This window comes from Chryseobacterium sp. ERMR1:04 (assembly GCF_001297705.1).
Lineage (GTDB): Bacteria > Bacteroidota > Bacteroidia > Flavobacteriales > Weeksellaceae > Chryseobacterium.
This window is the reverse complement of record NZ_LIRF01000008.1, coordinates 1174661-1199646: the sequence shown is the minus strand read 5'-3', so window position 1 is coordinate 1199646 and position 24986 is coordinate 1174661. Positions and strand designations below refer to the sequence as shown.

Sequence of the window (24986 nt, the reverse complement as noted above, 5' to 3'; positions counted from 1 at the left end):
CGTAGTCTTTCTTTTCTTAAATTTTACTGAATCTTTATTTGCTCGCCGGTTAAGCCGTATCTTCTCTCTTTGTTTTGATAATCTACAATACACTGGAAGAAAATATCTTTTGAAAAATCCGGCCACAGAACATTTAAAAACTGTAGTTCTGCATAGGCGATCTGCCAAAGGAGGAAATTACTTATTCTAGTCTCACCGCTGGTCCTTATTAATAAATCAACAGGTGGAAAATCTTTCGTATAAAGATAGTCTTCGAATAATTTTTCATCAATATTCTCTACCTCTACTTTTCCTTCTTTTACATCAGTACTAATATTTTTTACGGCATTCAGTATCTCATTTTGTGAGCCATAGCTTATTGCCAATACCAAATTACCTTTTGTGTTTTCTTTTGTAAGTTCTACCACGCGAAGCAACTGATCCTTTACAAGTGACGGCAATTTGTCTAAATTACCAATAACATGCATTCTTAATCCTTTACTGAATATCTCCTCAGCCTCCAGCAGTAATGTCTCTGTAAGCAGATTCATTAAAGTATCTACTTCATCAGTAGGTCGGTTCCAGTTTTCCGAAGAAAACGTGTAAAGCGTTAAGTATGGGATATTGATCTCATTACATGCATTAATAGCATTTCTTACAGCATCAATAGCATTTTTATGACCAAAGGTCCTTTCTTCGCCACGGGATTTTGCCCATCTTCCGTTACCATCCATAATGATAGCAACGTGTTGCGGTAAATTCTCAGAATTTATTTTATCTTTAATCAACGACATAATTAATTAATCACAATAACATGGTGGTCTTCCGAAAGAATAAGTAAGGCCTAAACTTACCGTATTCATCCAATCTTTAGACTTACTATCTCCAATATTTCTTTCTTTAATAAACTTCTCTTCTCTTTCCTTCGATACTACATAATAAGCATCTGACTGAAGCAAAGATCCACCTGTAGCAGGATTTAAAATATCTCCATTATAAGTAGCAACAACATCTTTATTAAGAATCTGGCTATAATCCAGCTGATCTGTCATTGTGTATCTAAATGTAGCTTCAGCAAATATTGCCCAACTATAGTTAAATTTATATTTCAAACCTACTCCAAAAGGAAGATGCATTGTTGTCTTTCTACCTGTTGTATATACCGCAGAAGTAGTAAAATCCAACTCATTAATAGGAGCCTGTGCTACACCATCTGCATCTCTTCTAAAATCATTTACCATGGTTGCTTTCGGAGCATCGAACATTAAAGCTCCAACTCCACCAAATATATAAGGGCTAAGCATACCTTTCTGCTCATTGTTCACTGGGAAGAAATTGTATTCGAACATTAAGCTAGCCTCATATACATTGTTTTTCCCCATAGCATTCCTATTCTGTCTGTATTCTTCTTTAGCAACTTTATCACTAAATTGAATCTGATTATATCCTAGATCTAATCTAACAGTTTGATGAGGGTTAAAATTAAACCTATATAAAATACCTCCATAAAAAGGAATCCCAAAATCTGACGTCTTGCTTAAATCCAGCGGCTTTTGTAAAATATAATTCGTTCTTCCTATGTCGCCAACTAGGTTACTCATCCCCAGACGAACCCCCAATTCGTTCCTTTGAGCTTTAATACTTACCACAGTTCCCAAAACGGCAAGGAAGCTAAATAATAATTTTTTATTCATAAAAGAATACGGATTTATGGTTATTTTAAAATTTAATTTTTGCAAATATAAAACATTTTTATATTAATGATAATCTTAATGTTTAGTTAAAAATAAACAAAAAAACATAATTTGTTATAAAGTAAACGGCAAAGTAGCAAAAATATTCTTTTTTTAATAGATTCAAAATACTCAAATATGCAATAAACCCCCATTAAATGAGGGTTTAAAAACACTATTTTTTATTAAGGATTGCTCGAACCTTATTTCTTATTCTTATTAACAATGGCTCTTTATAATTTTTATCTTCATCGAAATATCCATAACCATATCCGTAACCATACCCGTAACCATATCCATACCCATGTTTTACGTCATAATCATTATAAACTAAGCCTAAATGCTCAATTTCATTGTTGTGATACTTCTCTGTAATCATTTTCAGCATATACTTTTCTGTGTATTCATGACGAACTACATAGATATTAGCATCTGAATATTTCATTAATTCATAAGAATCTGCTACCAAACCTACTGGCGGAGAGTCAATAATTATAAAATCATAGATCTCTTTAAGCTCTTCGATAAACTTAATATTCTTATCACTCATCAAAAGTTCCGAAGGATTTGGAGGAATTGGTCCTGAAGTAGCAACATCCAGATTAGGAATATATGTTTTATTAATAATCTGATCTATTGAAACCTCTCCGGTAAGATAATTAGAAATTCCATATTTATTATCGATTTTAAAATCTCCAAAAATCTTTGGTTTTCTTAAATCCATCCCCAAAAGGATTGTTTTCTTATCACTTAAGCCTAAAACTGAAGCTAAATTAATAGAAACATATGTTTTTCCTTCACCTCCAATTGATGATGTTACCAATATTGTCTTGCTTTTACCATTTTCCCCAGATAAGAACCTCATATTTGCTCTTATTCCTCTGAATGCTTCAGAAACAGAAGATTTAGGCTGCTCTAAAACGGTAAGCATATTTTCATTATTGTTATTTCCAATAACTCCAAGCATTGGAATTCTGGTCGCATTCAATAATTCTTTAATATTTCTAATCTTGTTATCAAGCACTTCACCGATCAAAAGAAACAACAAAGGTAAAACCAATAGTGCTCCTAAAATGGTAGCTTTGGTTCCTTTTACGTTAGGGCCAATTGGAGCTTGACCAAGATTTTTGGCAGGGTCAATAACTGTAATATCAGACTGATTGGTAGCCATTCTCATTTGGGTTTCATTCTGTCTTCCCAATAAGCTATTATAAGTTGCCTCAATCATACTATATCCTCTCTCCGCATCTAAGTACCTCCTTTGTTTTTCAGGATAAGAAGCCAAGTCTGAGTTAGCATCCGAAACCTGTTGATTTATATCAGACTGATTGGTAGCCATTCTCATTTGGGTTTCATTCTGTCTTCCCAATAAGCTATTATAAGTTGCCTCAATCATACTATATCCTCTCTCCGCATCTAAGTACCTCCTTTGTTTTTCAGGATAAGAAGCCAAGTCTGAGTTAGCATCCGAAACCTGTTGATTTATTTTATTAATCTCAGTATAATATCCCGTATAATAATTTCTTAATGAATTCGAAGAACTTAACTTAGCATCATTAATAAGTCTATTAATTTCAAGCATTGGTTCCGAATTCGGTTTATAAATTGAAGCCATCTCTCTTTTTTTAAGATAAAGAGCTTTTAATTCTGACACGGAAGCTGAGAAAAGACCATCCTCAAAACCAGCAGCATTGGTACTGATCATTTTATCAAAATTCTGTGTTTCAAGTGTATGTTTTATTGTATTAAGAGAGCTTAATTTACTTTCTAAATCTGCTTTTTTTGATTCTAAATCCTTTATTTTAATTAAAGATTTTTCATCTCTATCCTTGATATCATAAAGTTTTTCAGACGTTTTTAAGTAATTTAAAACTGCTGCACTAGAATCTAATTTTTTTCTGATTCCATCAAGATTTGCCTGGAGATAAGACTCTGTATTTTTATCTACCGTATTTTTATCTGCAAATCTTTTTTTCTGCAATTCAGTTACTGATTGATTTAGAAAATTCACTGTACTATTTAGATTATACCCTGTTTTAGTAATAATCATAATACTGTTAATCTCTTTATCAAATTCTACTCCAATAGTAGAAACAATATCATTAACAGACTGATTTACAGAATTAAGACTAACAATAATCTTATCTAATACAATTTTAGATTTTACAGGGTTCTGAACTAGCCTAAATTTTAAATTTGGTGATGTATACCATTCTCCTACTTTGATGATTTTATTAGCTGGTCTTTCATATGCATTAATACTTTGAAAACCTTCACTTTGGTAACTATATAAGCTTGTAGACTGACCTTCTTCAGGCAAAACAACTTCATAAGTACCATTGCCTTTAGGCATCAAAGTAATAGGATAGTTAATTTGCTGTGCATGCCCTTTATCTATCTGTATTAAAACAGGAGAATCATCTTTATCTAAATAAGTAGACTTTATAGATCCTTTTGTAGAATAATTCACAAAAAGATCTAACCCTTTTACAAGAAACTCATTATGAGATCTCGATAAAAGCATTTTTTTCAAATAAATCCCGTCCTGATTTCCAGTTTGGCCATATATAAAATTAATAGACTGATTGGGTGTAAAATAGCTAGAAGTATTACTTGAAATACTTAAAGACAAATTTGAAGCATAGATACTTTGTGCGTAATATTTACTATACACCCACGAAATTACATATCCAATCAAGAACATAAATACGAACCAATACCAGTTCTTTACTATTCTTCTTAAAAAGTGCTCAATATCAAAAAATGAGAAAGAACCAAATTTTTCCTTTTGAGAATCGTTTTTCTCTACAGTTGTGTCTTTTCCTGGAATCATGCTAAAGGTTTTTTAGAAGTAGATAAATTGACAATGCTGTAGTAATTACAGAAACTCCCGATATTAAAGTCTGAATTGGATCTTTTCCAAATCCGTTCAAGCTCTTTGCTCTTGTGTTAAGATAAATTTCATCACCATTTTGCACATAGTAATACGGTGAATTCATAATATCTTCACGAGTAAGATCTATTTTTGCAACCTTGATTCCTTCAGGCAACTTTCTATGAATCACGATATTTTTTCTATCAACAGTTCTGTTCATTCCGCCATTAATGGCTAAAGCCTCAGTTATTGTAAGTATATTTTTATGAACTACTTTTTCTCCTGTAAGGCCTGTTGTTTCAACATCACCCAAAATATAATAAGTAATACCGTTAGTATTGAGTCTTACTTCTGATTTTCCTTCTTGGAAATTCTCATTTACTTTATCCTGAATTTCTTTTGTTAGGTCTTCAATCGTTCTTCCTTCAGCTTTAATATAACCAATACCAAATATATTGATATCACCATTGGAGTCAACTTTTAACCCATTAAAATAGAAACTAACGTTTCCACCAGGGCCACTACCTCCCCCACTACCTACTCCAGCAGTTCCGCCACCTGGCAAAGCCTGTCCGCCATTTGCTCCACTAGAATTTAAAGAAGAATAAAATTGTGCAGCATCACCTTTAGGAGTAGTCACAATATTAAGGTTTAACATATCGTTTTTAGTGATTCTGTATACGGGTACATTATACGGTATCAACCCCTCTTCGTTGATGACAAGGCTTTCACTAGGCTGCATATACCTTACATCTTTTGTAGTAATACAAGATGTAATGAGAAAAGGGAATATTAAAAGGAATAAATACTTATAATTTTTCATCATATTTTCAAGTTGTTTGCAAAAATAGAAATTTAATTGTTACTTTTTATTATTTCTTAAAGCATATATAAAATCGGGCAGATAAGCCCCTAAAAAGCCCAATGCTAATATGATTAATAATAATAAATTTATATTGGTATGTCTTAAACAATAAGCAATGGTGACAATAAAAAGATAATATACAATAATATAAAAACTAGATCTTCTGTGGGTAAGATTAAGCTTTAATAATTTGTGATGTATGTGATTTTTATCTGCATCAAAAGGCGACTTCTTATTCCAAAGCCTTATGAAAATGACATTTAGTGTATCTACAATGGGAAGAATCAATATTGCAACTGCGATTACAGGAGCAGACTGCAAATGATATCTTGGTACATTGGGAAGGTCTTTATCGATAAAAATATCGATAAAACAAATAGCTGTAAATGCAAGTAAGAATCCCAATAACATGGAACCTGTATCGCCCATAAATATTTTATTGGTCCTGTAATTTGATAAATTATAATATAGAAAAGCAAGTACCGCTCCAATGATAATCCCCGAAAGCACGACCAATGGATAATTATATTCTCCTAATCTGTAATAACTTAAACCGAAAAGAGCAGAACATATCAGAGAATAACTACCTGCTAAACCATCTATTCCATCTATTAAATTAAAAGCATTAATAAGAATTATAAAAGTAATAATACTGAATAGAATACTTATAAAATAACCAAGCTCATATACTCCGCATATACCGAATAAACTTCTTATTCTTATGTCTGAGCCTATCACAATAAATGCAGAAACTACAATCTGTGCCACTAATTTCTTATATGCCCTCATCACCACAATATCATCCATTACCCCTATGTATAGGAGGATAACAAGTGACGCAAATAAAAATTTATAGAGATCAAAAAGCTCATACGCAAAGATAGAAGTGCATATTCCTATGGAATAGAAAATAGCAATACCTCCTAAGTTCGGTATTTTTCTCATGTGGGAACTCCTAACTCCAGGCTCATCCATCAAGTTTTTCCTTCTGGAAATCTTGATAATGGTTGGTACTGAAAAGTAGGTGATTAAAAAAGAGAACAAAAAACCTAATCCTATCTTCACGTAGAAAATAGAAATTCCGGTTTCGGTTAAGAACAATTCAAAATTCTTCATTTTTTTCCTAATCAAGTACATGTGTTTCCTTATAACTTTTAGAGAACCCCTTTATAAATTGGTTTTATAAAAAGTTTCTGCCAATCGAAACAACCGTACTACATTTGTGTTTACATTAATATTCTTATCAATTTTTTCTGTCCTGCAAAAAACAATAGATAAAAAATCTTTTTTTTCAGAGGCAAAGATAAAAGATAATTTTTATCAAAACGACTATAGTTTAATATATCTTTTAATTTTATATTCCTATCTTTCACGAAAAGCTCTAGTTTATGAGCCATTTCATAAAAAACATCATCACTTTTCACAAAAGCGAGGTACGCCAAAAAGGAATAAACTCCCTCAAAAATCTGAAAGTTTTTTAATTCTTGCTTCTTATCAGCGTATTGAGATTTTTCAAAAACAGCTTCAACATCTTCTACTGCTTTCAGAATATCCAATCCTTTTTCTGTATGAGTTTTTGTAATAGAATCGGTACGTTCCAGATATTGATAATGAAAGTTTTGGGTCTGAGCTATATTTTCACAATTTAATAAAAGCTGGGGAATAAGCTGTATATCTTCAAAATGAACTCCTTTTTTAAATCTTTTCTGGTCAAAAAGTTCTTTTCTGAATAATTTATTACAGGCAAAATAGCTTAAATCAGAGAAAACAGAAAAATTATTTTCAAGATCAATTTTCTCAGGCATATTAGGAATCTGTGTCAGTTTTTGGGTTACATTGCCGTGTTGATCAACTTTTTGAATGTTGCAGATGACCATTTTTGATTGATGTTTTTCTGCCAGATTAACCATTTCTTCAAACATCGTCTCTGTAACATAATCATCACTGTCTACGAAACCAATAAAATCTCCGGTAGCTCTGTCAATTCCAAAATTTCTAGCATCGCTTAAGCCTCCATTTTCTTTAAAGAAAGGTTTTATTTTTTCCGGATATTGCTGAGCGTATTGTTCGATTATTTTTTGAGAACCATCCTTACTTCCGTCGTTTACAACCAAAACCTCAATATTTTCAAGGGTTTGTTTCACTAAAGAATCAAGACATTTTGCCAAGTAATTCTCAACATTATAAACAGGAACAATTATGGAAACTTTTGGGGGAACAAGGTCTATCATACATTATATTTTCGTCAGTCTTGCACTCAGCCAGCCTTTTTTGGCTTCATCAAAATCTTTTCTTGAGCATGGAATGCAATTTTCTATATTTTCATCATCACCAAAATACCACAAATTACTGAAAGTATCACGTTTGAAAGCATATTGTCTATCATCTATCAAAACATAGAATATTTCGTAATGTCTTTCTCTTGGATGCGATTGCTGGATATTAATTCCTTCAATCATATACCAGATCATTTGCGCTAAAAGTTGGTGGTTTAGCTGATTTTCAGAGTAAATATTATAATTAAAGATTCCTACGGATTTAAGATTTTCGCTCAATCCTATCTCTTTCATATACGCGCAAATTTCTCTGCGATTCAGTCCATTCACTTGTGGATTCATGGAAAAAGGTTCGCTGAAACTTTCAATAGCATCACAATTTACAGTTACCAAATCTGCTTTTCTGAAAAAAGGTTCTGTTTTTTCTGTAGAGTTCATCATTTCAGCCAAGCGGATGATATCAAACTCTACTTCTTTGATTAGCCTTATAGAATCAGCTTCATTTAAATGTTTTTGATATCCTAAATGATGATAATTTTTAATAGAGAAGCTCTTCGTCGCAAACATTTTACTCAAAAAAGTATGTTCGTTAATATGTTCACCCTGTTGAAGGGAAATAATATTGCTAATTTGAGTATAATTAATATTTTTCTTATGAAAATTTAATGCAGAAAAGAGAGAGAAAGCAAAATCATTTGAACCTCCTATAATCACCGGAATTGCTCTTTTGTAATGACAAACCGACAACACCTCCTGCAGGATATAATGAGAATCCTGAACAGATTTCCCTGAAACCAGATCTCCCAAATCTACAATAGGAATTTCAAAATCAAGTTGTGAAAGTTTATAAAACTCCTCTCTTACTGATGTAAAATCCTGTACTTCTGCCTCACCATTAGAACCTCTATAATCCGAAATAAACAAAAGAACAATACTGTCTTCCTTTATTTCTTTCGTAATACGATTTCCTATCTGCCAACTTTCTGTTTTGAAATTTCTTGGGGAAATGATAAAATCTTCAAAATTCATTGTATATAATAATCTTAAATTATTTTACTTCAAAAAAATGTTTTCTAAAGAACATTTTCACAAACATACAAAAAACCTCATCAAGTTCGTATTGTGTCACGTTTTTTGTTGACAAAAAAAGCCGCTAACACTTAATGTTAACGGCTTTTTAGTATTTGGGTAGTATTATTTTAATATTAGATATTATTATTTTATTGCTTTATAAATTTAGTTGTAATTATTTTGTGTTCTGCCATGACATTAATAATATAAATCCCGGGCAACAAGTTATCAACATTAATTTTATTATCTGAAGGTTTAGATTTTGAATAGATTATTTTTCTACCGTTCAAGTCCATAATCTCATATCCTATTACCTTTTCGTTTGTTGTAAAATACAAGAAATCTTTAACAGGATTTGGGTAAATCTTTAAGTCTCTGAAATCCAAATCAGAAGTCCCCAAGTAACTCTCATTAAAAAAATATTTACGTGCTGTACCTACATATTGAGTTTGCCCACCATAGACAATAGAATAAATTCCAAATAATACTATTGAGTTTCCATATAATTCAAAACCTTCATTGTATACACTCTTATTAAGCATTTGTGGTGTTATGATTTTACCGTTCAGTCCAAAAGAATTATCCAGATCTCCATTCTCATCCATCTTCAAAGCATAAGTATTGTACCAGCCCGTTCCAGAGATTATAAACTTGTTATCTGGAAGACGTACTATCTTCTTAGGAGTTGAATTTGACTGAACAGGAATAACACTTATTCCTGTATTTTTAAATGTACTATCCAAAGTTCCATTTGCGTTTAAACGATAGGTAATAAGCCCAAAACAATTATTACCATTACAAATACTTCCAGAAGTTAAGCCTAATATTTTTCCATTGTCAAGAAACATCAGTTGAGCACTGCTATCTACATTCTGGCCAAATGAGTATAGAAAAGTTCCTCCGGTTCCAAAAGAGGTATCAAAACTTCCATCAGATTGAAGTTTTGTAACCACTATTCTTTGATCGCTAACCGCAACGATTTTCTGACCAGCCATAAAAATTTCGTTGTTACTATTTACTTCCACTCTTCTATATTTATAAGTAAAACCTAAGGCAAGTATCCCATTATTTCCAAAAGTAGCATCAAGAACTCCATTGGGTAAAAGACGTACAAGGCTATAATCTGAACCAGCATTAGTAGTTGTATATTTTAAAAGATAAATTCTTCCACTCTGGTCAACTTCTATATCAGCATATGATGCAGATTGATTAAAAGTGGTAAAGTCGCTGATAAAATTTCCATTAATATCAATTTTTTGAACTTTCCCACCATACCCCACATCCATTATAATATAATTTCCGTCTCCGGCAGATTTTATATGTGCATAGTTTTCTGAAGAGGTTAACTTATATCCCGTTCCGTTAAAAGTTGTGTCCAGCATACCGTTAGAAGTAAATCGGGCAATGAAGTTAGCCCCAACTGCCAAGACTCTTCCATCGGGAAGCTTTACTGTTGAATGTATCTGTAACCCTCCAGACATCTGACTGCCATTATAAAAGGCAAAATTGGTACATCCACCACTCTGACCGTAAGAAGTATCCAAGAGATTTTCTTGGGCAAAAATGTTCAATGAAACGAAAAGTCCTAGAAAAGAAAGAATTTTATACATAGTTCAATAAGCGATATTTTCAGGTTACTATTATTTTTATAAAATAAGTCGCAAATGTATAAAAATTAAACACAGATAGTCTTATTCATAAAAAAGCCGTCAACATTATTTGTCAACGGCTTTGTATTGTTATTTTAATATTACTTCTTTTTTGCAGGTGCTTTCTTTACTGCTGTTGTTTTCTTTGCAGTGGTAGCTTTTTTAGCAGCTGGTTTCTTTTTCTCGGCAAACGCTTTAGGATCTTGGTCTGTAATCCATTTTTTAACCTCATCTAAAGAAATTTCTTTCAATTCTTCTCCTTCATATTTTGTATCATCATTTTTCTTTGGAATTTTAAACATCGTTTTTCCAAATTTGATAAAAGGTCCCCATCTTCCGTTTTCAATAGAGATTTTTTCTTTCTCCCACTGTTGAATATATCTGTTGGCCTCTTTTTCAAGCTTAGCATCAATTAATTCATTGATATCGCTTTGAGAAAGATTGTCAAAATCATATTTCTTAGGAACGTTTACAAAAATACTTTTGTATTTAATAAAAGGTCCGAATCTTCCTGTTCCTTTTGTTACTGGCTCCCCTTGATATGTTGCAATCGGAGCATCAGCTATTTTCTTTTCTTTAATAATTTCTTCCGCTCTTTCCTGATTTACAGACAAAGGATCTTCTCCTTTCGGAATACTGATGTATGTCTCACCCCATTTTACATAAGGACCAAATCTACCCACACCAACTGATACCGGCTGATCTTCAAAACTACTTAACTCGAAAGGTAATTTGAAAAGCTCCATAGCTTCTTCAAGAGTAATCGTTGCAATATTCTGCCCCGTCATTAAAGATGCAAAAGTTGGTTTTTCTTCATCCTCAGTTTCTCCGATCTGGATCATCGCTCCAAATCTTCCGATTCTTGCATGAACATTTTTACCTGTTTTTGGATCTACTCCTAAAAGTCGGTCCCCGTTTGCACGGTCTGCGTTTTCTTCAACATCTGCAATTCTCGGATGAAATTTAGAATAGAAATCGGTCATCATTTCTTTCCATTTCTGCGCACCATTTGCAATTTCGTCAAAACTCTCTTCTACTCTTGCTGTAAAACCGTAATCTAAGATTTCTTTGAAGTTGTCTGTTAAGAAATCACTTACCACTTCTCCAATATCTGTAGGAACGAATTTATTTTTATCTCCTCCGAATTTCTCGTCAAGGATTACTTTCTGAATTTTATCTTTTGCTAAAGAGATCTTTACCACTTCTCTCATTTGTGGTTCTATTTCTCTTTTATCTACATATTCACGATTCTGAATGGTTTGAATTGTCGGTGCATACGTTGACGGACGACCAATACCTAATTCTTCCAGTTTTTTGATCAATCCTGCTTCCGTGTATCTTGCACTAGGTCTTGTATACTTTTCTGTAGCGGTGATCGTTTTATATTCCAAAACTTCACCAATGCTTACTTTTGGAAGTAGTTTATCGTTGTTTTCGTCATCATCATCTTCAGCCTTAACAATTCCGTATGCTTTTAAGAAACCATCGAAAATAATAACTTCTCCTTGTGCTTCAAAATGCTGTGGCAATTTTGCGTTTCCGATCTCAATAACCGTCTTCTCTATTTTAGCATTGGCCATCTGAGAAGCTAGTGTTCTTCTGTAAATTAATTGATATAATTTACTCAACTGAGCATCACCAATACTTTTTACTGAAAAATCAGTCGGACGAATCGCCTCGTGAGCTTCCTGTGCTGAAGCAGATTTTGTTGTATAATTTCTTGGAGAAGAATATTCTGATCCGTATTCTGATGTAATTTGTTTTTTGGCGCCTTCAATAGCTTCCTGAGAAAGGTTTACTGAATCCGTTCTCATATACGTAATATATCCTTCTTCGTATAATCTTTGGGCAATACGCATCGTGTTGGTTACGTTATATCCTAACCTTGAAGATGCTTCCTGCTGTAACGTAGATGTTGTAAAAGGTGCAGATGCAGAACGCATTCCCGGTTTGGTTTCAACATTCAGAACTTTAAATTCTGTTGTTCTTGCCTGCTCAAGGAATTTTTCGGCATCTTCTTCTTTTTCGAAGTCTTTTTTAAGTTTAGCCGCAATTTCCTGCTCTGTATTATTTAAGAAAACTCCATCCAGCTTGAAACTAGCTTTTGGCTTAAACGCGCGGATTTCTTTTTCTCTTTCAACAATTAATCTTACCGCCACAGACTGAACTCTTCCTGCTGACAATCCCGGTTTTACTTTTTTCCAAAGTACCGGAGACATTTCAAAACCTACGATTCTATCTAAAATTCTTCTTGCCTGTTGAGCATTTACCAAATTCTGGTCTATATCTCTTGGGTTCTCGATTGCTTTTAGAATCGCATTCTTAGTAATCTCGTGAAAAACAATTCTTTTTCTGTTTTCAGGTTTCAGTTTTAATTCGTCTGCTAAGTGCCAAGCAATAGCCTCACCCTCGCGGTCCTCATCGGAAGCTAACCAAACCATTTCAGCTTTCTTCACAGCGGACTTTAATTCTGTTACCAGTTTCTTTTTATCTGCCGAAACTTCATAATCTGGATTGAAAGTCTCAAGGTCGATACCCATCCCTTTTTTAGGCAAATCCCTAATGTGTCCAAAACTGGATTTCACTTCGAAATCTTTCCCTAAATATTTCTGAATAGTTTTTGCTTTCGCCGGAGACTCTACAATTACTAAATTTTTCGACATTCTAAAATTTTTGCAAAAGTAAAGCTTTTTTATTATATACTTTTTGTTATCCAATTTTAATTTGGCAATCAAATGAGTTTTATTAAGACTCAGTAAAAAGAAAACCCAACCATCAATCCCTCTATAAATGGTAGTTTACGCTCAAATTATACAGAATATTTATTTTTAAATAAAAAGATATAGAATTTTTCGTCCATAGTAATAGATGTCTATAATTTCAAGCTTTTTTGTAAAAGAAGGGAATAAAACAGATTTTGCTTTATTCCCTTCTTTACTGTTACTTCCTCTTTAAAAAAGATTACTCTTTGACAATCTTAACAACACTTTCCGAATTGTTAATTCTTACCAAATAAATCCCGGAAACCAAAGAAGAAACATCTGTTTTTCCACTTTCAAACTTTCCTGATTTCACAAGCTGTCCAGACATATTGTAAATTTGATAGAAATAGGATTGCCCCTGAGCTGTACTAATGTAAAGAATGTTTTTCACAGGGTTAGGATACAAAATAATTTTATTGTCTTTAACTTTTTGCACGATCTCAACTTCACTTAAAGGAGCCGCTGCCTTTGCCGCAGGCAGCGAAGTAATCTGAAGTTTTGGAAGAACTCCTTTTTCATCTCCATTGGCATCATATTTTATTTTAACACAACGGCAGCTCATTGCAAAATAAGGATCATTATTATCATGGAGGGCGGTCATACGATTAGCAGTAGAGGCTGCATCAAATATAACATCAATAGGTCGACCTATATAATTTGAATTCAACGCAGCAGTCCATACTCCCGGAAATTGGAAATTAACTGCATTAAAAGTCCCCACAGAGTTTTGATTAGCAATAACACTTCTAAAACCTCTAGAACCGGAATTAGGATAATTGCCTATTTTATATGAAGGATCATTAAAGGTATACCCTATTGTACTTGTCGTATTAGGATTCCTTACTCTTACCCCTAAATAATCTGTAAGGACACTGTATGCCGTTCCTACATTTTTATCTTTTTTATACCAAGGAGTAATTCCAAAATCTTGATTAGAATCATACGCACTATTCATTATATCAGGAATTCTCCAACCTTCCGGACAAGGATCAAAAGGTGATTTTTTCCCACCTCTCCCCCATCTGTCTGCGGCTAAATTTGGCTCGGTTGATAACCAGTCTGTACCGTTCGTATAGAGAGGCATTGCACTATTATAAGAAGCAAAAGAACTCGGAATCATATACACCAAAGGATTTTTAACCGAATAAGATAAAATTTTAGCAACCCTATCCGACACTTTATCAGTTGTTAATATATTTGCATTCGCGGGATTAGAATAGGTATTGTATGGGATTATATAAGCTCCTGACAAATTATTATAAGTTGCGTAAGGAAGAGAGGTATAATTCAGTGTTCCACTAGCTGTGGTGGCTCCTAAAAAAACTCCATAAGAGGCCCTGTTATCTGCATACTGAAAAATAGGAATCGGATCTTTTCTTCCCCATTGATAATGTAATCCTGTAGACGCTTTTATTACTGCAAGCTCAGCAGCTGTAGGCGTAAGAGGATTTACAACGGTAGGAAATGCATCTGTAGCACCTAAATTTCTATCCATAAACTCTGTCTGTAGCACATACCTGGCCTTGGCAACATAATTTACATAATTAGTAACATTAGTTAGCGGTAGCTCTGTCGTATAAGAATTAGACTGAATAGGAGTATCTGTAACCCAGATATGCCAACTCCAATATACAGGATTGGTAATACTTCCGTTATGTAAAGTTACCACTGCATTACCACTTTGATTAGGGTTAATATCAACTAAAATCTTTGAAGCTGAAATCGCAGAAACACTTCCCGGAGAAGGATTTACAACCGTAAGTTTATTTACTAAACCAGAGTTTGTTGTCCAAAGAACATTCGCTTTTAAATTATTAAAATTAGACGAATTAAGAATCTCCTGATTATTCAAAAGCTGACTTTGAACCGAAAAAGCTTTACTCACAGGAATCTCAATAGTAGAGATGGTAGTATTTTTAACAATCTGATAGGTATTAGGATTATTAATACCCTCTCTATACTCTGTTACTTCAGGCAAATATTCTGTAGGAAAATCGTAACTATTAACAACATATACCGGATCTTTTATACACCTACATCCATTAGCATCTGATGTTTTCCCTGTCATTAAAGGCATATAAAAATACCTTCCTTTCACATTGGAAAGTCCAGTATCAGGGATATCCGGCTGATCTTTATCCGGAACCATAAACAGCATTCGGGCATTTACAGAAGGAGAGGCATCAAAATTTCGCGGCATAGTTGCTGTCCATAAACCTGTATGATGCTGATCGCTATATTGCCCCTGATGTGCAATCTGTATCAATTGACCTGTGCCGGGAAATACGCCCATATTATCCCCCCTACATTGGAGAGATCAAATCCGTAATTAGAATACACTCTAAATCCTGTCATAAAACTGGGTACCCCAACATCTGTAGGCTTTATAATATGATACTTATTGGTTTCAAAAAGATCTTTCCCCATATTTGTTCTTACTCCAAATGGAGAAAAATCAACCCTGATATCATCAGCATATGTTGCAGAACCCAGATTAGCCACTAAAACAGAAGGTATGCGCCATCCATTGGGACAGGGGTCATAAGAAGACTTATTTCTGTAGGGCTTTGCACTGTCATCACTATTATAATTAGCTGCAATTTTACCCTGAGAATTATCGGACCATAGATTAAGTTCCGTAAGCTGACTATCTACTAAACCTGTTGATTTACCAAACCAATTAATCGGAAGATTGGTATTACCATTATAATATGCGGGCCCAGAATTATCATCTTTGTTTATATAAATGAGGCTTAAAGGATTTTTAATAGACAGCTTCAAATTATTACCTACTTCAGCATTTGATAATAAAACATACTTCGTAAGATCATCTATTTTAATTGCATTCGTTAAATTTTTAGCGCCCCTATGCCTCACTCTGCCAACAGAACCACTTGCTTCATAAAAGTCATCTACTTTAGTTACCAATGGAGGAATAGGATCTTTTCTTCCCCATTGATATAACAAACCGCCACTTCTACTCCATTCATTACTCGTCATAGAATTACCAATAGCTCCTAAATTCCGGTCCATCCATTTCCAATCAGAATCTGGAACAGACTCTATAGTACCATCATTTAATTCTCTTCTGATATTGCTAAAACTTTTATACGTTAGCCCGTTGGTAGGATCATCAGTAACCCAAATATGCCAAGACCAGTAAATCTCACCATTAATCCTAAATGTAATCACCGCATTTCCTTTTTTAGATTTATTAATCGGAACCTTGATCTTTCCGTTGAGGCCGGCATCTAAGACCTCAAGAGAATACCCTGCTCCTGTTTTGATCAACCCAGCGGTATCTTCCCATAATACATCGGCAGTAATTGCTCCGCCGGGTATGCTCGCTCCCCCAATATATTTATCTTTCTCCCACATTACATAGGCCTTTTTCACAGGCACAAGTAAACCCTCACTATTCTGACTGGGATCAAAAATATAACTATTCGGTGCCTTTGCCCAATCTAATGGGATAACGGGAGGTTTAACCCGTGTATTACTCAGATTTTTTACATTTGAATTAATAGAGGATCTATTAATAACATTACGCTCCCCATTCCTTTCCCTTTGTAAGTCTTTAACAGTAGTATCTGACCTTTTCAAATACAAATCTTTTACATTTTGAGAGGAAAAAGAGTTTCTTATATCTAGCCTACTTCTAGAATAGACACTTATTGACAACAGACAAAGCACTGCCAATACATTCTTTAATAACTTTTTCATATCCTTTAATTATGTGTACCTATTAAAGAACAATTACCAAGCCTCTCTCAAAGAAACGTTATTTATTTTATCAATTACAATATCATAAATACATTATGTTAACGATTATTAACAAATATTAATATAAAATCACAAATAACCAATTCCCAACTTATGCATTTTAGATTAACAAAATGTATTATATTATAACAACAGAAAAAGAGACAGTAATTTATATACTGTCTCTTTTGATATTATTTATTATAAATTTTAAGGAAAAAACATTGAAGAATGGCAAGCGATATAACCAATGCCATTTTCTATTTTAAAACAACTTCTGGAACTGTTTTTTTTAACAATGAAGTGATTGTTAAAGATATTACAAGAATCAATAAAAGTAAAAATGGGCAATACCAAATAAAAAAATCAATATGGGTATGAATATGTGCGTGCTCTTTAAATAAGATAAGCCAACTTAGTGGTGCGGTAATCGAAAACCATGTTGTAGCCACTAGTTTTCTATCAATATTCTTAATATATAAAAAGACAGAACATAAAATGCCACAAAAAATAATTACAATAAAAGGTAATTTAATAAAATCCTCATTGATAAATGATCCACCAACATACCTAAGAAGTATATCCAAATGATATTGTTTCAATGTATTTAGGTAAGCGTACTCTCCATTATATGAATATTCTCCATTAGCTCTTCTTGAATAAGCGTCCACAAGATGAGCAATTCCATCTTCAAAATTACCCGTTAAAAGCTTAAACTGAAAGAGTTGAAATAAAATCGTAACCACCAATGGAACGATCACTATTAGCAAATGAGTTCTTACGAATTTGAAATAAAATGACCATTTATTTTCAAATAAATAATAAATATATGGGATAGAAGAAGATATTAAGAATACCGTAATAAATTCAAAACCTGTAAACCAAAATTTAATGAAAAACAACAATGAAAAAGCAATGGTATATTTCTTTATACTATAGTTTTCTTTATGTCGTTCAAAAAACAAAAGCGAATAAGCAAAAGGAAGAAAATAAACCCAATTACACCACCAAGTACTTTTACCATATAGAAAGATCCAATAATTCGGAATTATAAGCAGAAAGCTTATAATACAGGTCATCATTCCAAACCTCTTTTTTATCCAAAACAAAATTAAAGTTAATAGCTAAAGACTGTAATCAAAACTTTTTATCCAAAACAAAATTAAAGTTAATAGCAGGCTTAATGACAATGAATTCAAAACTCTAAAAATCAAGATGTTAACTTTATTATCTAAGCCAAATATCTTATCAAAAACACTGTATAATATGGCCTGCCCTCCAATTTGAGACTTATACGCCCAATAGTAATATTTTTTAGGCCGCTCATTATTAAGGTATTTAATATAAGATTTTTTCCCGGCAGAAAATCTAGAAGACAAATTAGCATCAGGAAAAAAAATCCCGGTAAAACCTCCATCCGCAAATACACCTCCTTGCTGAGAGTTTAAAAGTTTCCCTATGACCAATGTTTCAGATACCTCAATTTTACTATATTCAAATCTTTCTTTTGGAATAAAATGAAATAAATTAAACTGACTATTACAAAAAAACAAAATAATGAAAAGCAGGAATGTAAACTTATTTTTCATGTTATCTCGTGCTATTATATCGTACTTTAAAGTTCTTTTTATCAATTATGCTAATATTATCCAAAATAAGCCCCGTCATGAAGGCAAGCAAAGACAATATAACCAGCATAATAGAAAATATAAGAGTTGGAACTTTATATACATACTTATATTCAAAATATTCCTTGATAGGAATTGTCATAAATAAAAGCCCCAGAACAAATAAAACAGCAGACACGGTTCCAAAAAATAAAAGAGGTTTATAAAGTCTTACCAAATTAAAGAAGAGTTTTATTACCTTAAAACCATCAGTAAAAGTATTTAATTTTGAGACACTCCCTTCCGGACGATCCCTATAGTCTATAGAATACTCATCTATTACCAATTCATAATTCAGAGAATAAATAGAGAGGTCAGTTTCCAGTTCAAATCCTTTTATGGTACTCGCGTAATTCTTTACAAACTTGTTTGAGAAAATTCTATATCCAGACAAGATATCTTTCAACTCTGAACCAAAAAACATATTAATAAGGCTTCTTACCAAATTGTTTCCGAAATTATGAAATGCTCTTTTATTCTGATTTTTATAACTGTTATTAGAAAGTCTGTCACCAACAAGCATATCACAATTATTATCAATAAACTGATCCAACATCTGCTGAACACAATCTACCGGATAAGTATCATCACCATCAATCATGATATAAATATCTGCATCTATTTCTCGGAACATCTTAAAGACAACATTCGCCTTTCCTTGTTTTTTCTCGAATCGTACAATGGCTCCGGCTTCTTTTGCAATTTCTGCTGTTCCGTCTTTTGAATTATTATCAAAGACATAAATTTCAGCATTTGGAAGAAAGGTTTTAAAATCTCTTACAACTTTTTCGATCGTTAAAGCTTCATTATAACAGGGAACAAGTACAGCTATTTTAGGAGATACCATTAGCAAAAAACTTTTTTTGTTCTACAGTATTCCTTTTTTTGCTGAGGGATTTTCACGGATGTATGATTCATCCTGTGAAAAATGTTTTTTCTTTTCATCTTTGATCTTTATAAATTTTTGGTAAAAATAATAAAAAACTATTGAAAGTTTTTTAACTTAATATAAATAAAACACTCTTAATACTAGGTACCAGTCTAGGTTTTATCGTATTAAGCCATTATTTTTTAATAATCAGAATACATTTTCGTAATAATTTATTTTTATTGAAAAAAATTCTGCCGTTAAAGAGGACACATAGGCTATTCTATTTTCAAATTCCCCCTACTATACAAGTTGATATGAAACCATTATAAATTGATCATAATATTCCTTTTCATCGGGATTGACATCTAAAATATTTCTTACAGAATTGGGAAATAAAGTTATTTTTTTTCGATAACGTCAAAATTCATAAAAATAGCATACTACTGTTTTTTTTCTTTTAAGGAAGAAGAAAGTTCCTATAAAGATCAATGGTAAATCTACCCGCAACAATATTTCTAAAACTAGAAAAAACCACAAAATTGAAAATAACTAAAAATATAATAAAGAGATATACTCGTACTTTTGTTTGTTTTGAAACTACATACATAGCATTTGGTATAATTAAAAGCCCAAACCCAGTAAATGCACCAACCAATCTGGATGAGAAAACAGGATTATTTCTGAATATAAAATAAAAGCATATTCCCACAAGAGCATAATTCCTGTGATATTCATAATAAGGATATTTTTCTACCATTTTAGTATCAAAGAAAAAGAGGAAAAATGTAAGAATAGCTGTCATAATCTCCGGAATACCAATTCCCCCATTAAGCCTTTCTGCAGTTTCCTCCATGTATGCATTAAAACCATTAATAACAATACTGTCCGAAGTAATTCCATTTAAAAAGCTTCCGAAAACCCTATATACTTCAAACGGAGACATCACGATAGATACTAATATAGCTCCAAGCATAATCCCTTTATTTACTGGGATACGTGCCACCCAATACATTGGCAAAAATGCATAACATATATTATGAATACCTCCTGCCAGATAAATACATAATAGATAATAGAATAATTTTCTTTCTTTTATAAATCGCACTGCAAAATACGCTATAAAAACCCCCAAATTCTGTCTCATTTGTCCACATTCACCGATAAAAAAACCGGGAATAAACATAAATAAGATATAGGTAAAGGGATAAAACGTATTATCTTCTACATATCTAGCCTTAAAAAATATAGCTAACGTCGCTACAACAAATGTAAGCATATAGAAAGGTGCATTGAAAAAATTAAGCATAAACTTATTAATCAATACATACAACCACTCTATTGCAACGTCCTGCGGACTGTCTAAATGAAGACCTTTATAAAAGATACTGAGATAATCTCGCGTATCGGCATAAACGTAAATTTCCCTATAACTTCCATAATCTGCACCTGCATCTCGAAAGCCCGCAATCAAAACCAGATAACCACATAAAATATAAAGATATTTACGATCTACTTTACCACGAAATACTTCTTGGTAACTTAAAATAAACAGAAAAAAAATTGCTATTAGAAAATAGGGGTGTAGTAAACTCATTATTTAATGTATCTGTGTTTTAAAAACATATCAAAAACCAAGTTCATTACTCAAAAGTTTTTTTATATTTTTTTTTCATCAATAGGGAACTTCTGCAAAAGTAGATTTTTTTTTTATTTCGTCCCGAATATTTTAAGCTAAAACTTTATATATTAAATCTTTTGAACTTATACTTAAAAAATTAAATTTGCAAACTTGATTTCATAACGCAATGCACCGTTTTTTTATATTTCTATATTATCTCATTTCCAGAAACAAAACACTTTCAGTATTTATTACTTTAAGTATTGCTTTGGTATGTGGATTTTTCGCATCAAAGATTAATTTCGAAGAAGATATTAACCAGATAATCCCTAAGAATGAAAAATCTGATCTTACTGCAAAAGTTCTTAAACAGCTTAATTTCTCAGATAAGATCATCGTCATTATTGAAAATAAATCTAAAGAAGACAATTTTCAGCTCTCTGAAACAGCAGATACTTTTTTACAGAAGATTGACCCTTTACAAAAATATATAGGTTCTGTTCAGGGAAAAGTAAATGACAGCGAAATTTCAGAAACCTTTGATTTCGTTAATCAAAACCTTCCTTTATTCTTAAATGAAAACGATTACAAAGAAATTGAAAGAAAACTTCAGAAAGACAGCATTGCCAAACAGGTAGAAAACAATTATGTTTCACTGGTTTCACCGACAAGCTTGGTGACTAAGGATTTTATAAAAAAAGATCCGCTTGGAATCACGTTTTTGGGAATCAAAAAACTGAATGCTTTAAATATCAGCAAAGACTTTAAACTTGAAGATAATTACATCGTTACCAAAGACGGAAAAAATCTTTTGCTTTTTATTGAACCTAAAAACAAAAGCAATGATACCAAAAATAACGAGGCTTTTATCAATCAGCTTAACGAAATAAAAGATAACCTCAACAAACAGTTTAAAGGAAAAACAGAGCTTAGTTATTTTGGTTCGCCAGTAATTGCTGTGGCCAATGCTCAACAGATCAAAAAAGATATTCAGAATACGGTAATCATCTCTATGACGTTGCTTTTGATATTGTTGATCTATTATTTCAGGAATTTCTTTACACCAATCATCGTTTTTCTTCCGACTGTATTTTCGGTTTTACTGGCTTTATTGATTTTATACTTCATCAAAGATAAAATCTCGGCAATTTCTTTAAGTGTCGGAGCCATCTTGATTGGAATTACAATAGATTATGCGCTTCATATTCTTACCCATTACAAGCACAACAATAATATTGAAGAGCTGTATAAAGAGATTACACAACCCATTATTCTAAGTAGTGCAACAACGGCTGTTTCATTTTTATGTTTGGTTTTTGTTCGATCTGAAGCTTTGAAAGATCTTGGCCTTTTTGCTGCAATTACCGTTATCCTTTCTTCGATTACGGCATTAATCATCGTTCCTCAACTTTACAAGCCTAAACAAAAGGACGAAAAAGTAAGCACCAACTTTATCGATAAAATAGGATCTTACCCATATGAGAAAAATAAACCTTTAATTATTGGCTGCTCTATCATTATTATCGCGTGTATCTTTGGTTTCAGACACGTTGGTTTTAATGAAGATATTGGAGATCTGAATTACATTCCAAAAGATTTAAAAATAAGCGAGGCTAAGTTGGAGAAACTTTCTGACATTACTTCAAAATCTATTTACACCATTTCTTATGGAAATTCTGAGAACGAAGCCTTGGCAAGGAACTCTCAACTTTCTCAATTCCTTGAAAAAGAAAAGAAAGACGGGAAAATATTAAGTTACAACTCCATTGGAAATGTTGTTTTATCGGAAAAAGACCAACAAAAGAAAATTGAAATCTGGAAAAATTTCTGGGACAGTCATAAAAAGAATCAGACAATTTCTGAATTGATAAGCAATGGAAACAAATTCGGATTTAACAGTTCGGCTTTTAATCAATTCAATGACAATTTAAATAAAGACTATGCTACGTTAAGCTTAGAAGACTACGAAAAAATAAAGGCATTACAAATTTCCGAGTTTTTAAGTAATGAAAATGGCTTCTATACTGTTTCTAATGTAGTGAAAGTAGATGAAACCAAAAGAGACGCCTTCATCAAAGATGTTGAAAAGAAACACGAGGCATTAGCAATCGATCGTCAACAGATGAACGAAAACTTTTTAGGCTTATTGAAAAGAGACTTCAATACGTTAATTAATTACTCACTATTAGCAATCGTTTTAACGATCATTGTTTTCTTTAGAAATTTTGAACTTACTGTTCTTACGATGTTTCCGATTGTTTTAACAGGAGTCGTAACTGCGGGAATTCTCTATTTCTTAGGATTAGAATTAAATATTTTCAGCACCGTTGTGTGTACCTTAGTCTTTGGAGTCGGGGACGATTTCAGTATTTTCCTTACCAAGGCCATGCAAAAAGAGCATACGACTGGGAAAAATGAACTTCCAACGTATAGAACTTCAATCATTCTGGCTGTTTTCACCACGATATTATCCATCGGATCTTTAATTTTCGCCAAACATCCGGCTTTACATTCGCTCGCTTTGGTTGCTTTGATCGGAATGTTTTCTGTCATTATTATCACCTCAACATTATATCCGTTCTGGTTTAGATTATTAATTACCAACAGAGCTAAAAAAGGACTTTCGCCTATTACTTTCAGATTGTTCTTACGTTCTATTATATCTTTCTTTTACTACGGCTTAGGCGGAATTTTCTTTTCTTTCTTCGGACATTTCTTTGTGAGAAAAGCAAAAGGCAAAACGTTGAGTACGATCAAAAAGTCTATTGCATTATTTTTAAAGTCCGTTTTACATCTGAGTCCGTTTGTCAAGAAAACGGTGATTAGAAATCCGAATGAAGATTTTAGTAAGCCCTGTGTAATTATTGCCAATCACACTTCTTTCCTAGACACTTTAGCAATGGCAATGGCCACCCATAAGATTGTCTATTTAGTAAATGACTGGGTATATGAATCTCCTGTCTTTGGAAAATTGGTAAAAGCTCTAGGCTTCTTCCCTGTATCTCAAGGTATCGAAAATGGAATGGATCAACTTCGAGAAAAAATAAATGAAGGCTATTCTTTAATGGTTTTCCCCGAGGCTGAGCGTTCTTATAGCAATGATGTAAAAAGATTTCACAAAGGAGCCTTTTATATTGCCGAAGAGTTTGGCTTAGATATAGTTCCTGTCTACATTCATGGAAATTCTGAAGTATTACCAAAAGGTGACTTCATTATTTATGATGGCAGCATTACCGTAAAAGTTGGAGATAGAATTAACAATGATGACCTTAGCTTTGGTAAAAACTATTCGGAAAGAACAAAAAAGATCAATGCCTATTTCAGAGATGAGTTTGCTAAATTGAGAAATCAGATCGAAGACGAAAATTATTTTAAAAAGAAGTTATTCCTAAGCTTCCTATATAAAGAAACTGATGTTGTAGAAGAACTGAAAAAGGATTTCAAAAAGAATAAATCTGTTTACTTCGAATTGAATAAACATATTCCAAAAGATGCGGTTGTTTTACATATCGCTGATGATTTTGGACAAAAAGATGTTTTATTAACGCTACAGGAAGCAAGCAGAAAAATATTCAGTTTAATTAATAATCACGAAAAACGTGAAATCGCGGAACAGAGTTATATTGTGAAAAGAAGAAAGATCAATTACATCAGTAACCTCTCTGAAATCGATAAAAAAGCAAACGTCCTTTTAGTTTCTGATGAGAATTTTGATATAAGAAATAGTACGGAACTTCCAGAGATTGTTATTTTTCTGAATATAAAAAATACTTCATTTGAAAATGATAATTATAAACTGGAATTCAGTTCAGAATCAATAAAAGTATTTCACCATACATAATAAATATGAAAAGCATA

At 32.6% G+C, this 24986-nt stretch carries 16 protein-coding genes; 1 reads left to right on the top strand and 15 read right to left on the bottom strand.

Translation table 11 applies throughout. From position 1 onward, the window contains the following. Nucleotides 1-23: 23 nt before the first annotated feature. The 15 genes from AMQ68_RS22700 to AMQ68_RS22630 all read right to left on the bottom strand — a co-directional run bounded on the left by AMQ68_RS22700 (nucleotide 24) and on the right by AMQ68_RS22630 (nucleotide 21104). The gene (locus AMQ68_RS22700) at nucleotides 24-773 is read right to left on the bottom strand and encodes an isoprenyl transferase (protein ID WP_054512842.1); all 750 of its coding nucleotides are present in this window, start codon (nucleotides 771-773) and stop codon (nucleotides 24-26) included. A gap of 6 nt (nucleotides 774-779) precedes the next feature. Beyond that, nucleotides 780-1673, bottom strand: a complete 894-nt coding sequence (locus AMQ68_RS22695) for a DUF6089 family protein (protein ID WP_054512841.1) — start codon at nucleotides 1671-1673, stop codon at nucleotides 780-782. Nucleotides 1674-1887: 214 nt separating this feature from the next. Next, on the bottom strand, nucleotides 1888-4545 hold the full coding sequence (locus AMQ68_RS22690) for an exopolysaccharide transport family protein (protein ID WP_054512840.1): 2658 nt from the start codon (nucleotides 4543-4545) through the stop codon (nucleotides 1888-1890). 1 nt (nucleotide 4546) lies between these two features. Then, a complete protein-coding gene (locus AMQ68_RS22685; RefSeq protein ID WP_054512839.1) occupies nucleotides 4547-5413 on the bottom strand; it encodes a polysaccharide biosynthesis/export family protein in 867 nt (288 codons plus the stop codon). 36 nt (nucleotides 5414-5449) lie between these two features. Next, a complete protein-coding gene (locus AMQ68_RS22680; RefSeq protein ID WP_054512906.1) occupies nucleotides 5450-6568 on the bottom strand; it encodes a glycosyltransferase family 4 protein in 1119 nt (372 codons plus the stop codon). Between the two features lie 110 nt (nucleotides 6569-6678). Then, nucleotides 6679-7683, bottom strand: a complete 1005-nt coding sequence (locus AMQ68_RS22675; protein ID WP_054512838.1) for a glycosyltransferase family 2 protein — start codon at nucleotides 7681-7683, stop codon at nucleotides 6679-6681. A 3-nt stretch (nucleotides 7684-7686) separates the two neighbouring features. Continuing rightward, on the bottom strand, nucleotides 7687-8757 hold the full coding sequence (locus AMQ68_RS22670; RefSeq protein ID WP_054512837.1) for a formimidoylglutamase: 1071 nt from the start codon (nucleotides 8755-8757) through the stop codon (nucleotides 7687-7689). Nucleotides 8758-8948: 191 nt separating this feature from the next. Further along, on the bottom strand, nucleotides 8949-10409 hold the full coding sequence (locus tag AMQ68_RS22665) for a T9SS type A sorting domain-containing protein (protein ID WP_054512836.1): 1461 nt from the start codon (nucleotides 10407-10409) through the stop codon (nucleotides 8949-8951). Between the two features lie 140 nt (nucleotides 10410-10549). Further along, entirely contained in the window at nucleotides 10550-13111 is a 2562-nt protein-coding gene (gene topA / locus AMQ68_RS22660) for a type I DNA topoisomerase (RefSeq protein ID WP_054512835.1), read from the bottom strand. Nucleotides 13112-13409: 298 nt separating this feature from the next. Continuing rightward, on the bottom strand, nucleotides 13410-15503 hold the full coding sequence (locus AMQ68_RS22655) for a T9SS type A sorting domain-containing protein (protein WP_054512834.1): 2094 nt from the start codon (nucleotides 15501-15503) through the stop codon (nucleotides 13410-13412). Then, nucleotides 15473-16933 carry a hypothetical protein gene (locus AMQ68_RS22650; protein ID WP_123905763.1) on the bottom strand — a complete coding sequence of 487 codons (1461 nt, stop codon included), beginning with the start codon at nucleotides 16931-16933 and terminating at the stop codon, nucleotides 15473-15475. The genes AMQ68_RS22655 and AMQ68_RS22650 overlap by 31 nt, the downstream gene beginning before the upstream one ends. A gap of 299 nt (nucleotides 16934-17232) precedes the next feature. Further along, on the bottom strand, nucleotides 17233-18054 hold the full coding sequence (locus AMQ68_RS22645; RefSeq protein WP_123905762.1) for a hypothetical protein: 822 nt from the start codon (nucleotides 18052-18054) through the stop codon (nucleotides 17233-17235). A 42-nt stretch (nucleotides 18055-18096) separates the two neighbouring features. Continuing rightward, nucleotides 18097-18606, bottom strand: a complete 510-nt coding sequence (locus AMQ68_RS22640) for a hypothetical protein (RefSeq protein WP_123905761.1) — start codon at nucleotides 18604-18606, stop codon at nucleotides 18097-18099. After that, nucleotides 18563-19486, bottom strand: coding sequence for a glycosyltransferase family 2 protein (locus tag AMQ68_RS22635; RefSeq protein WP_054512830.1), 924 nt, complete (start codon nucleotides 19484-19486; stop codon nucleotides 18563-18565). Before AMQ68_RS22635 ends, AMQ68_RS22640 begins: the two co-directional genes overlap by 44 nt. 481 nt (nucleotides 19487-19967) lie before the next feature. Continuing rightward, nucleotides 19968-21104, bottom strand: a complete 1137-nt coding sequence (locus tag AMQ68_RS22630) for an EpsG family protein (protein WP_054512829.1) — start codon at nucleotides 21102-21104, stop codon at nucleotides 19968-19970. Between the two features lie 211 nt (nucleotides 21105-21315). Here AMQ68_RS22630 and AMQ68_RS22625 point away from each other — a divergent pair, with 211 nt between their 5' ends. Beyond that, a complete protein-coding gene (locus AMQ68_RS22625) occupies nucleotides 21316-24969 on the top strand; it encodes an MMPL family transporter (RefSeq protein ID WP_054512828.1) in 3654 nt (1217 codons plus the stop codon). The last annotated feature ends 17 nt before the right edge of the window (nucleotides 24970-24986 follow it).

What these genes read in the sequence shown, in the direction of transcription:
- AMQ68_RS22625 (WP_054512828.1), top strand. Translation starts at nt 21,316, where the DNA reads ATGCACCGTTTTTTTATATTTCTATATTATCTCATTTCCAGAAACAAA.
- AMQ68_RS22650 (WP_123905763.1), bottom strand. Translation starts at nt 16,933, where the DNA reads ATGAAAAAGTTATTAAAGAATGTATTGGCAGTGCTTTGTCTGTTGTCA.
- AMQ68_RS22665 (WP_054512836.1), bottom strand. Translation starts at nt 10,409, where the DNA reads ATGTATAAAATTCTTTCTTTTCTAGGACTTTTCGTTTCATTGAACATT.
- AMQ68_RS22680 (WP_054512906.1), bottom strand. Translation starts at nt 6,568, where the DNA reads ATGAAGAATTTTGAATTGTTCTTAACCGAAACCGGAATTTCTATTTTC.
- AMQ68_RS22635 (WP_054512830.1), bottom strand. Translation starts at nt 19,486, where the DNA reads ATGGTATCTCCTAAAATAGCTGTACTTGTTCCCTGTTATAATGAAGCT.
- AMQ68_RS22645 (WP_123905762.1), bottom strand. Translation starts at nt 18,054, where the DNA reads ATGATGACCTGTATTATAAGCTTTCTGCTTATAATTCCGAATTATTGG.
- AMQ68_RS22675 (WP_054512838.1), bottom strand. Translation starts at nt 7,683, where the DNA reads ATGATAGACCTTGTTCCCCCAAAAGTTTCCATAATTGTTCCTGTTTAT.
- AMQ68_RS22655 (WP_054512834.1), bottom strand. Translation starts at nt 15,503, where the DNA reads ATGGGCGTATTTCCCGGCACAGGTCAATTGATACAGATTGCACATCAG.
- AMQ68_RS22685 (WP_054512839.1), bottom strand. Translation starts at nt 5,413, where the DNA reads ATGATGAAAAATTATAAGTATTTATTCCTTTTAATATTCCCTTTTCTC.
- AMQ68_RS22700 (WP_054512842.1), bottom strand. Translation starts at nt 773, where the DNA reads ATGTCGTTGATTAAAGATAAAATAAATTCTGAGAATTTACCGCAACAC.
- topA (WP_054512835.1), bottom strand. Translation starts at nt 13,111, where the DNA reads ATGTCGAAAAATTTAGTAATTGTAGAGTCTCCGGCGAAAGCAAAAACT.
- AMQ68_RS22630 (WP_054512829.1), bottom strand. Translation starts at nt 21,104, where the DNA reads ATGAGTTTACTACACCCCTATTTTCTAATAGCAATTTTTTTTCTGTTT.
- AMQ68_RS22670 (WP_054512837.1), bottom strand. Translation starts at nt 8,757, where the DNA reads ATGAATTTTGAAGATTTTATCATTTCCCCAAGAAATTTCAAAACAGAA.
- AMQ68_RS22695 (WP_054512841.1), bottom strand. Translation starts at nt 1,673, where the DNA reads ATGAATAAAAAATTATTATTTAGCTTCCTTGCCGTTTTGGGAACTGTG.
- AMQ68_RS22690 (WP_054512840.1), bottom strand. Translation starts at nt 4,545, where the DNA reads ATGATTCCAGGAAAAGACACAACTGTAGAGAAAAACGATTCTCAAAAG.